Raw genomic sequence first — 1,229 nt, 5'->3', positions numbered from 1 at the left:
GGCAGGGCTGTTTCATTCTAGATAAATAAGGAGTATAATGCTCATAAAAAGCCTCAATTTCCCAATAAACGGCAATAAAGAGCCCTTAATGACCCAAAAAAGCCTTATTGATTACCTCAAACAAATTCCCGATTTTCGAGATCCTCATGGATGTCGTCATCCTCTATGGCTGGTTTTAATCTTGGTAATTATGGGGTGACGCAGAGTGGTTACTACGGATATCGCTCACTGGGAAGATTCACAGAACGCCATCGGCGAGCCTTGATCACAGAGTTGAAGATTCCCAATGCTACAGTACCATCCTACTCCACTCTCAGACGGGTGATGATGGGATTAGACTACACTCAACTAAGACTTGTATTCAATCAGTGGGCTTTGCTTGAGCTTAATTTGAGTCTCTCAGAAGGATTATCAGTAGACGGAAAAAGTTTGAAAAATACGGTCAGTGACTACGACAAAGCCCAACAAAACTTTATGAGTTTGGTCTCAGTGTTCAGCCAGAAGCGAGGTTTAGTGGTGGCAGTTCAAGAAATGGAAAACAAAAAAGTAAGTGAAATAACTGTAGTGAGAAACTTATTAGAGTCACTAGATTTAAAAGGTTATGTTTTTACAATCGAAGCTCTGCACTGTCAAAAAAAACTGTGGCTGCCATCACCCTACGCGGCAATGACTATGTGATTAAAGCCAAAAGAAATCAGCCCCGACTCTACAGTTCAATAGTGCAGCATACTCATGCACACTCAGCCAAAGAAAACATATCAATCTACTGAAGTTTGTCGAGGGCGCAACAGCCATCGTCAGGTGCAGGTGTTCACTCCACCTCCAGATCTTGACATGGGTTGGCGCTTGATTGGGTTGTGTGATTCAAGTGGCACGTTTTGGTACTCGTAGCAATCAGCCTTATTCCACTATCAGCTACTACATTAGCTCTTTATCCCCTCACTCAAAAAAGTTGGTTTCTTGTATTCGCGATCATTGGTCTATTGAGAATCGCCTTCATTGGGTCAAAGATGTCATCTACTCAGAAGATACTAGCCCTCAAAAAGCTGGCGGCTGCCCCCATCAACTTATCTATCCTCAAAACCTGGGTCTTAAACTTAATCCGGGCTAATGGCTATGATTCAATAACCGAATCCATAGACAGTTTAGGGCATAATCTGACTTATTTGTTGTCTATTTGTACTTAGTCTGACTTTCTCTCCATTTTACTCTACTATGAAACAGCCCTG

Annotated in this window: 3 protein-coding genes; all 3 read left to right on the top strand. The window is 42.1% G+C overall.

The window, feature by feature from the left end:
* Positions 1-150 precede the first annotated feature (150 nt).
* From F6K37_RS43280 to F6K37_RS45230, 3 genes are read left to right on the top strand one after another with little or no spacing between them, the layout of a single operon-like run.
* Positions 151-678 carry an ISAs1 family transposase gene (locus tag F6K37_RS43280; protein WP_287257327.1) on the top strand — a complete coding sequence of 176 codons (528 nt, stop codon included), beginning with the start codon at positions 151-153 and terminating at the stop codon, positions 676-678.
* Positions 679-732: 54 nt separating this feature from the next.
* The gene (locus F6K37_RS43275; RefSeq protein WP_287257326.1) at positions 733-891 is read left to right on the top strand and encodes a hypothetical protein; all 159 of its coding nucleotides are present in this window, start codon (positions 733-735) and stop codon (positions 889-891) included.
* Entirely contained in the window at positions 860-1,111 is a 252-nt protein-coding gene (locus F6K37_RS45230) for a hypothetical protein (RefSeq protein WP_353839156.1), read from the top strand. Before F6K37_RS43275 ends, F6K37_RS45230 begins: the two co-directional genes overlap by 32 nt.
* Positions 1,112-1,229 lie beyond the last annotated feature (118 nt).

Origin of the sequence: Moorena sp. SIO4E2, from assembly GCF_010671945.1 — a bacterium.
Classification (GTDB): Bacteria; Cyanobacteriota; Cyanobacteriia; order Cyanobacteriales; family Coleofasciculaceae; genus Moorena; species Moorena producens.
The sequence above is the reverse complement of the archived record's forward strand: the minus strand, read 5'-3'. Positions and strand labels throughout refer to the sequence as shown.

Excerpts from the sequence above, each read along its gene's own strand:
- F6K37_RS43275 (WP_287257326.1), top strand. The coding sequence starts at position 733 with ATGCACACTCAGCCAAAGAAAACATATCAATCTACTGAAGTTTGTCGA.
- F6K37_RS43280 (WP_287257327.1), top strand. The coding sequence starts at position 151 with ATGTCGTCATCCTCTATGGCTGGTTTTAATCTTGGTAATTATGGGGTG.